The sequence below is a fragment of the Burkholderia sp. WSM2232 genome (assembly GCF_000472545.1).
Classification (GTDB): Bacteria; Pseudomonadota; Gammaproteobacteria; order Burkholderiales; family Burkholderiaceae; genus Paraburkholderia.
The window spans coordinates 660,246-667,857 of record NZ_KI421432.1 but is presented as its reverse complement, the minus strand read 5'-3'; the positions used below and the strand labels follow the sequence as shown (position 1 = coordinate 667,857).

General features: G+C 61.8%; 8 protein-coding genes. 3 read left to right on the top strand and 5 right to left on the bottom strand.

Annotated elements, in window-relative coordinates; translation table 11 throughout:
• A partial coding sequence (locus F757_RS0132810) for a phage late control D family protein (protein ID WP_027215059.1) occupies window positions 1–776 on the bottom strand: 776 nt, incomplete at its 3' end.
• Window positions 777–1,303: 527 nt separating this feature from the next.
• On the opposite strand from F757_RS0132810, the gene F757_RS0132805 reads away from it, so the two are divergent.
• Genes F757_RS0132805 through F757_RS0132795 form a run of 3 tightly spaced genes read left to right on the top strand, consistent with a single transcriptional unit; the run spans window position 1,304 to window position 2,743 of the window.
• Entirely contained in the window at window positions 1,304–1,981 is a 678-nt protein-coding gene (locus F757_RS0132805) for a DotU/TssL family secretion system protein (protein ID WP_027215058.1), read from the top strand.
• A 7-nt stretch (window positions 1,982–1,988) separates the two neighbouring features.
• A complete protein-coding gene (gene tssE, locus F757_RS0132800; RefSeq protein ID WP_027215057.1) occupies window positions 1,989–2,420 on the top strand; it encodes a type VI secretion system baseplate subunit TssE in 432 nt (143 codons plus the stop codon).
• Window positions 2,421–2,464: 44 nt separating this feature from the next.
• Entirely contained in the window at window positions 2,465–2,743 is a 279-nt protein-coding gene (locus tag F757_RS0132795) for a PAAR domain-containing protein (protein WP_027215056.1), read from the top strand.
• 192 nt (window positions 2,744–2,935) lie between these two features.
• Here the strand turns inward: F757_RS0132795 and F757_RS0132790 are convergent, their stop codons facing one another.
• The 4 genes from F757_RS0132790 to F757_RS0132775 form a co-directional block, all read right to left on the bottom strand.
• The gene (locus F757_RS0132790; protein WP_027215055.1) at window positions 2,936–4,273 is read right to left on the bottom strand and encodes an MFS transporter; all 1,338 of its coding nucleotides are present in this window, start codon (window positions 4,271–4,273) and stop codon (window positions 2,936–2,938) included.
• Between the two features lie 61 nt (window positions 4,274–4,334).
• Window positions 4,335–5,306, bottom strand: coding sequence for a hydroxymethylglutaryl-CoA lyase (locus F757_RS0132785; RefSeq protein ID WP_198021458.1), 972 nt, complete (start codon window positions 5,304–5,306; stop codon window positions 4,335–4,337).
• Window positions 5,303–6,496, bottom strand: a complete 1,194-nt coding sequence (locus tag F757_RS0132780; protein ID WP_027215053.1) for a CaiB/BaiF CoA transferase family protein — start codon at window positions 6,494–6,496, stop codon at window positions 5,303–5,305. Before F757_RS0132780 ends, F757_RS0132785 begins: the two co-directional genes overlap by 4 nt.
• 119 nt (window positions 6,497–6,615) lie before the next feature.
• Window positions 6,616–7,608: a LysR family transcriptional regulator gene (locus tag F757_RS0132775; RefSeq protein ID WP_027215052.1), complete on the bottom strand. Its 993-nt coding sequence runs from the start codon at window positions 7,606–7,608 to the stop codon at window positions 6,616–6,618.
• Between the last annotated feature and the right edge of the window lie 4 nt (window positions 7,609–7,612).

The window sequence follows — 7,612 nt, the reverse complement described above, 5'->3', positions numbered from 1 at the left end:
CGGAATCTCTCCCAGGCGCTTTCCGGGTTGTAGTCCGCGACCACGAACGATGCCGGCACCGTTACGGTATGGGTCCTGAGTGACGTGAGCGCTTCCACGCCGCCCGCTTCAAGGCCCGCTGTTTCCCGATACGGCACGACCAGTTGCGGATCGTAGAGGTAGTGATCGATATCGTCGCAAAACACCACCATATCGCCGAATTCGGTCTCCACGATATAGCAGTAGATGCCCGCCTTCTGCATGAGCATCTGCACATACGCGAGGTCGTCGATCCTGTACTGGAAGCGGAACAGATGCTTGGGGTACTGCCGCCTCAGNCGAAACGAGAACTGGTGCTCCCTCAGGCCGTGGCGCCGCAACACGGCCGCAATGATCGCGGGCGTGGTCTGATGCTGGTAGATCTGGGTGTTGGTGGTGGCCGCAAGCCGTCCGAAATGCGACTTGATGACGATCTCGTACCGCGTGCAGTCGCGGCTCGTCTGGATGGTCGAGAACTGCTCGATGTAGCCTGAGAATTGCCTCGGCAATGCATCGTCCGGCACGATCCGGAACATCGCGTCGCGGCTCAGGTAATCGGCGCGCACAAGCTGTCCCGGATGGGTCACCACGACGCGTACGACGTTCGGTTCACCCAGCTCTTCTGAAGCCTCGAACGACACGACCGAGAGCTGCGCCGCGCTGTCCGTACCCGGCACGTCCAGGAAATGCGCCTGGCGTCCCGGTATGGTCGTCACACTGGATACAAACTTCCTCGCTTCGTCATACGGGCTGGCCATCTTTTGCAAATTCCTCACCTGGTCAGTACTGCTTCGGAGCTGATAACGGATAGGGCATCTGGGGGAATACGTTACGCGCCTTTATTGGACCAGTGAAGCATTGCGCACTTGGGAAAGCAACGCTTGTTGCTTTTGACCACTCTGTGACAATTGACTAATTTCAAAGCTGTTTTTGAGAGGGATTGCATGCTAAACATCGACTTCTCAGTAACAGCGGACTAGGTCAGCCACTGAACGATGACCGCAGGACTCCATAACAGTGCGCAGCAAGAGGATGGCGACTGTCTAGAAGTTCGCGCAGCGTTCAGTCCCGCGGTCGACCGATATGAATCAACAACGTTATCAACGATGAACCTCACACTATCTCTGCCGGCACGTGGCGTTTTAACGATACCGCAGCACTTCAAGCAGCAGCCGCTGAGCGGGCAGAACTCCACTGCGCAGGTGGCCAGTAACGCCAGTCGCGCCCCGTGGGGGAGGATTGGTGCCGCAGTAGGCATGCAGACACTCGGTGTCGAACGCCTGCGATGAAATCCTCCTCCGCACAACAGGTCTCAGATCTGCTTCCTGTTGCCCTACGCGACACGGCCAGTACTGTCGTTGCGCTTCGAAGCGGGAACCCGCCTTCGCCGGAAGTCTTGTTCAAGGACTCAGATGCTCAAGTCGCCGCCCTGCGCGACGAACTGCAGCGGCGCGGTCTCCCGCTCGACGTAATTAACGACGCGCTTTATGCGCAATGTGCGCTGCTCGACGAAGCAGCCCTGAACGGGCTCACTGCAGCGGCGCGCGATTCGTGGGAGCGTGAGCCACTCCAGGTGCGCGTGTTCGGCCGCAACGATGCGGGCGAAGAGTTGCTGAGACGGATCGATCAGCGCCTGCAGGAGCAAAACCCCGTAGAGCCTCTGCTAAGAATCTTTGCCGCTGTGCTGAGACTGGGGTTCAAGGGTCGTTACGCCATGGACGACACCGCAGCGCGCGAGAAGCTCATTCATTCGATTGACGACTGCATTGCGCGAACCGGTGGGACCATCACAGACAGCAGCGTGGCGAACCAATCCGCGCCGCTCGTCATCAACCCCTCCCCCAGGCGGCTGCCGCCGCTGCATCCTGTCGCCTGGGTCGCCGTTGCGGGTGTTACCGCCGGACTGGTTTGGCTCGCCATCGACCGCTGGCTAGAGTCATCCATTGCCGTTATGGCGCACTGAGGCACCCATGCGAATCGGACCAGGACTTTTCGAGCGGATCACCGGGCATTTTGCCGACGGCTCTGCAATCAGCGACTTCACACCCGAGGAACAAACCTTCCTTTCGGTACGGGACAACATCGAGCGAATTCTGAACAGCCGGCGGCGCTCTCTCGCGCATTTGCCGGACTTCGGGCTCGACGACCTGTCTGAGATCTACCGGCACCTGCCCTCATCGACTTTCAGGCTGCGCAATGCGATCGAGTCCACATTGCTCAAGTACGAGCCGCGGCTCAAGGCAGTCGAGATCGAGGTACATAGCGCGGAGCCAGGCATGATGGTCAGCTTCACCATGGCGTGCCACCTGCATAAGGAAGGGCTCGTGCGGTTCGACACAGTGTTCACGCCTGACGGCAAGACCCGATTGAAAATGCTGCAGGCGGCGCTTGACCGGTATTGATGCGGCCGACGGATCAACAGATCAATCCAACAAGGAGAACTCGAATGGCAACGATGCTGGCAATCAAAGGCAACAGGACGACCACCGGCGGCGTGGTACTCGATGGCGACGAGAATTTTGCGGACGAGAACGGCGCACTCGCGAAGGACGGCGGACTCGCGTCGTGCGGACGCTGCGGATACACCGGCCCTATGCTCGGCACCGCGCAAGGCTGGGGGTTGACCGGCGCCACCGCCGCAGTGAAGGACAACGATATCGTCGCATGCCAGTGCCCGCACGGGGTCAATCGCGTGATTGCCCGCTCTGAGTACTACGACGGTTGATCGTGACTCGGCTTTTGCCGGCAGAAGGGACCTTTACCAAAAGTGCCAACAAAAAGGTGGCACATGCTCGCTGCGGCGACGGACATCTTTTGTGAATGCGGAGGTACGTTTATCCGCATTCAGGACAGCAGTATCACTCACCTCAGGCAAGCATTCGGAAGAAGGAAGACCCGAGCCGGCTGCACTAACCCCTCACCCCACCCGCCCCCCATCCCTTCTGCGCAGCGACTCCGGCAACCCCCACAACACAATCGCCGCGCACACCACGCTCAGCGAGCCGATCACATACAGCGCCGGCGTCGTGCTGCCAGTCAAATCCCGCACACGTCCCACCATGATCGGACTCACAATCCCGCCGAGCTGACCCAGCGTGTTGATCAACGCGATGCCGCCCGCTGCGCCCGCGCCCGTCACCAGCTTCGGCGGCAGTGCCCAGAACGCCGGAATCGACGCCACTACGCCCGCACCCATTACGGCCAGCGCGACGATCAGGAAACCCGTCTGCTTGTCGAAGAAGCCCGCCGCGAAAAATCCGAGCGCCGACATCAGCAGCAAACCAACCACGAACTTGCGCCGCTCGCCGTTGGCGTCGGACAAGCGCCCCACTACCACCATGCAGATCGCACCACACACATAAGGCACCGCCGTCAACAGACCGATCAGCGTCGGATTGTGCGTACCGGCCACGCGAATCAGATGCGGCGCCCAGAAATTCAATCCATACGACGCGATCTGAATCAGAAAATAGACGAGCCCAAGCGTCAGGAAACCCGGCGTGCGGATCGCACCCAGAAACGAATGTCCGGTCTCCGGATGACGGCTCTGCTGCGCAATCTGCTCAGCGAGCAATGACTTCTCCGCAGGCGAAAGCCAGTTCGCATCGTCAATACGGTCTTTCAGCAGCTTCAGCACCAGGTAACCGAGCAGTATGCACGGCAGGCCGCCGAGCAGGAACAGCCAGTGCCATCCTGGCATGCCGAGCACGCCGTTCATATGGCCGATAACGAGCCCCGCGAGCGGCGCGCCGACCAGTCCCGAAAACGCTGACGCAAGAAACAGCATGGACGTGATGCGTCCGCGGTAGCTCGCCGGAAACCACAGCGTGAGGTAGTACAGCACGCCCGGCGCAAAGCCGGCCTCCATAGCGCCGATCAGAAAACGCAGGCCGTAAAATTGCCATTCGTTGTTGACGAACACCATCGCCGCGGTCGCAAGGCCCCACGAAATCATGATGCGCGCAATCCAGCGCCGTGCTCCCACTTTGTAGAGGAAAAGATTGCTTGGCACCTCGAACAATACGTAGCCAATCACGAACAGACTCGCGCCGAGACCATACGCGGTATCTGACAGCCCGAGGTCGCTTTGCAACTGGAACTTCGCGAAGCTGATATTGATGCGGTCAAAAAACGCAAACAGATAGCAGATCATGATGAGCGGCATTAGCCGCCATGCCACTTTGCGGATGATGGCCGCCGCGCCGTCCGCGCTCTCTCCACGCTCGCCGGTTGCGATTGCGCCAAGGTCACTCATGTTTCGTCTCCAATGCCGGATTCGGGCTCTGCCGTCCGGTCGTTTAGTGGATCAGGAAAAGTCAGATATGCAGCACGTAGTCGGGCACGGGATGCAGGTCGCTATTGCGTCCTGCCTTCGCGACTTGCCCGGGCACGTCGTGGCCGAGCAACTCGGGCAACGCTCGCGACAAGGCGAGCAGCTTCATCAGATCTATTCCGGTGGGAATGCCCATTTCGTCGCAAAGATTCACGAGATCCTCTGTGCAGATGTTGCCGGACGCGCCCGGTGCAAATGGACAGCCGCCAAGGCCGCCCAACGCAGCGTCGAAGCGGCGCGCGCCGGCTTCGTATGCGGCCAGCACATTGGCAAGCCCAAGCCCGCGCGTATTGTGAAAGTGCAGCGTGAGTGCAGAAGGCGGCACACGTTGCAGCACCCGTTTGACGAGCCGCCCCACCTGGAGAGGATTAGCCATGCCGGTCGTATCGGCGAGCGTAATGCCTTCAATGCCCATCTCGCGATAGGTATCGACAATGCCGACCACACGATCCTCGTCGATTGCGCCTTCGAACGGGCAGCCGAATGCGGTTGCGACCGTTGCATTCAACCGCACGCCAGTGCCCTTCACGTGACGCACAATGTCGCCAAACGCCGCCAGCGACGACTCGCAACTCATGCGCATGTTCGCGCGGTTATGCGTCTGACTCGCCGACATCACGAGGTTCAGCTCATCTGCCTTTGCGGCGAGCGCGCGCTCGGCACCCTTCAGATTGGGCACCAGCGCCACGTAGATCACGCCCGCGCGCCGCTCGATCTGAGCGAACACGGCTTCGCCGTCGCGCAAGGCAGGAATGGCTTTCGGCGACACGAACGAGCCTGCTTCGATGCGTGTGAAGCCGGCCTCGGAAAGGCCGTTGATCAACGCGATCTTGTCCGCGGTCTCTACCCACGTCGGTTCGATCTGCAAGCCGTCGCGCGGGGCGACTTCCTGCACGATCAGTTTCTCTGCAGCTTGCATTGAGTCGGTCAATGCCGGGGTCATCGCATCTGTCATTGGACGGCTCCTTCGCGGCGCAGCCGCTCGATTTCTTCACTCGCAAAACCGAGTTCGCCCAGCACACTGCCGGTGTGTTCGCCAAGCGCGGGGCCTTGCCAGCGCACTTCACCCGGCGTGTCCGACAGCTTCGGTACGATGCCAGGCATCTTCACCGAGGCGCCGCCCGGTAGTTGCGCCTGCAACAACATGTCGCGCGCCTGATAGTGCGGATCGGCGACGATGTCCGCCACCGAATAGATGCGCCCCGCCGGCACTTCGGCGCGTTCGAGCGCGGCGAGCACGTCGTCGGTGCAATGGTGCGAGGTCCATGCGGCGATGGCGTCGTCGAGCATCGCGCAGTGCTGGGCGCGGCCGTCGTTGTGCGCGAGCGCGGGATCGTCGGCGAGATCGGGGCGGCCTATCACTTGCATCAGGCGCCGGAAAATCGGATCGCTGTTGCCCGCAATCACCACGTAGCCGTTGTCTTCGGTGGGATAGGTATTGGACGGTGCGATGCCCGGCAGCGCGCCGCCGCTGCGCTCGCGCACATGGCCGAGCAGGTCGTATTCCGGCACGAGGCTTTCCATCAGATTGAAGACGCTTTCTACAAGCGACACGTCCACCACCTGACCCTCGCCCTGCCCCGTCTTCACCCGCAGCAAGGACATCAACGCGCCGATCACGCCGTGCAGCGACGCAAGCGAATCGCCAAGGCTCACGCCGACGCGCGCGGGCGCACCGTCCACTTCGCCGGTCGTATAGCGAATGCCGCCCATGGCTTCGCCAATGGCGCCAAACCCCGGGCGGTCGCGATACGGACCCGACTGGCCATAGCCGGAAATCCGCACCATCGTCAGCTTGGGGTTGATTGCGTGCAGCACGTCCCAGCCGATGCCGAGCTTTTCGAGCGCACCGGGCCGCAGGTTTTCGATCACGACGTCGGCCTCGGCGGCCAGCCGCTTGACGATTTCCACACCGTCCGGCGACTTGAGATTCACGCAAACCGACTTCTTGTTGCGCGACTGCAAGTACCACCAGAGCGAGGTGCCCTCATGCAGTTTGCGCCATTTGCGCAGCGGGTCGCCGGTTTGCGGCGCTTCGATCTTGACGACGTCTGCGCCGAATTCGGCCATCAGACGCGCGGCAAACGGCGCGGCGATGAGTGTACCGATCTCGACGACGCGAATACCCTGAAGGGGTCCACCCATGTGCTGTCTCCAAAGCAGTTTTCTGTTGGAAGACAGCTTGCAGCCATCTGGCGGGGGCGTCCAACCGCAAATCGCCAACGACCGTTCGCGAACGGCGAACGCTCAGGCGCGGCGCGAGTTCAGGGCGCCGGGCGTTGTGCGGTTTGTGCGGCTTGTGCGGTTTGTGCGGTTTGTGCGGTTTGTGCGGTTTGTGCGGCTTGCGACGCTTCGATCGAGCGCAAGTGATCGAACAGCAGACGGCTGACGGGCGACAGCGCCTCCACGTCGCGCACCGCCAACACGAGGCTGCGGTGCGACCAGTCGTCTTCGAGCGGCGCGCCTACAAGCCCCAGCGGACGCCCCATCAGCTCATACACCTTTTGCGGCAACACGCCGACGCCCATGCCGGCCTGCACCATCCGGCACACGGCGTCGAAACCCGGCACGTGAATGCGCAGCCGCAACGACTTGCCCGCCTGACGCGCGGCGATGTGCGTTCGGGCGTTGATCGAACTCGCGGCATGCAGGCCAACGTGATCGCCGTCGAGCGTTTCGGCAAAAGCCACGCTGCTGCGGGCGGCGAGCGGATGATCGTCGCGCATCACGAGCACCAAAGAGTCGTGCCGATAGTGTTCAACGTGCAAGTCGCGCGTGTCGGCGTCGGCGGAACAGATGCCGAGATCGGCGAGGCTGTCGTCCACGGCTTCGACCACCCCGCCGCTCGGCCGCTCTTCGAGGTCGAGCTTCACGCGCTCATGCAGCAGCTGGAACGCACGCAAATCTTCGGGCAGGAATTCGACAATGGCGGACAGGTTCGCCATCATCCGCACGTAGCCGCGCACGCCGCTCGCATGGCCAGCCAGTTCAATGCCGATGTTCTCGATGTCGCGCAGCACCCGCCGCGCGTGATGCAGCAGCGTTTCGCCCGCCGGCGTGAGGGTCATGCCGCGCGCGTTGCGCTGAAAGAGCGTGGCGCCCACCGCCTGTTCCAGTTCGAGCAGGCGCTTGCTCGCTGCCGATACGGCAATGGCCTCGCGCTCCGCGGCACGCGTGAGCGTGCCTTCTTCATACACGGCGAGAAACAGCTGAAGCGTGGTCAGGTCGAGCTTTCGCAGGAGGTTTTTGATCACCATGGCG

What these genes read in the sequence shown, in the direction of transcription:
- F757_RS0132805 (WP_027215058.1), top strand. Translation starts at nt 1,304, where the DNA reads ATGAAATCCTCCTCCGCACAACAGGTCTCAGATCTGCTTCCTGTTGCC.
- tssE (WP_027215057.1), top strand. Translation starts at nt 1,989, where the DNA reads ATGCGAATCGGACCAGGACTTTTCGAGCGGATCACCGGGCATTTTGCC.
- F757_RS0132795 (WP_027215056.1), top strand. Translation starts at nt 2,465, where the DNA reads ATGGCAACGATGCTGGCAATCAAAGGCAACAGGACGACCACCGGCGGC.
- F757_RS0132790 (WP_027215055.1), bottom strand. Translation starts at nt 4,273, where the DNA reads ATGAGTGACCTTGGCGCAATCGCAACCGGCGAGCGTGGAGAGAGCGCG.
- F757_RS0132785 (WP_198021458.1), bottom strand. Translation starts at nt 5,306, where the DNA reads ATGACAGATGCGATGACCCCGGCATTGACCGACTCAATGCAAGCTGCA.
- F757_RS0132780 (WP_027215053.1), bottom strand. Translation starts at nt 6,496, where the DNA reads ATGGGTGGACCCCTTCAGGGTATTCGCGTCGTCGAGATCGGTACACTC.
- F757_RS0132775 (WP_027215052.1), bottom strand. Translation starts at nt 7,608, where the DNA reads ATGGTGATCAAAAACCTCCTGCGAAAGCTCGACCTGACCACGCTTCAG.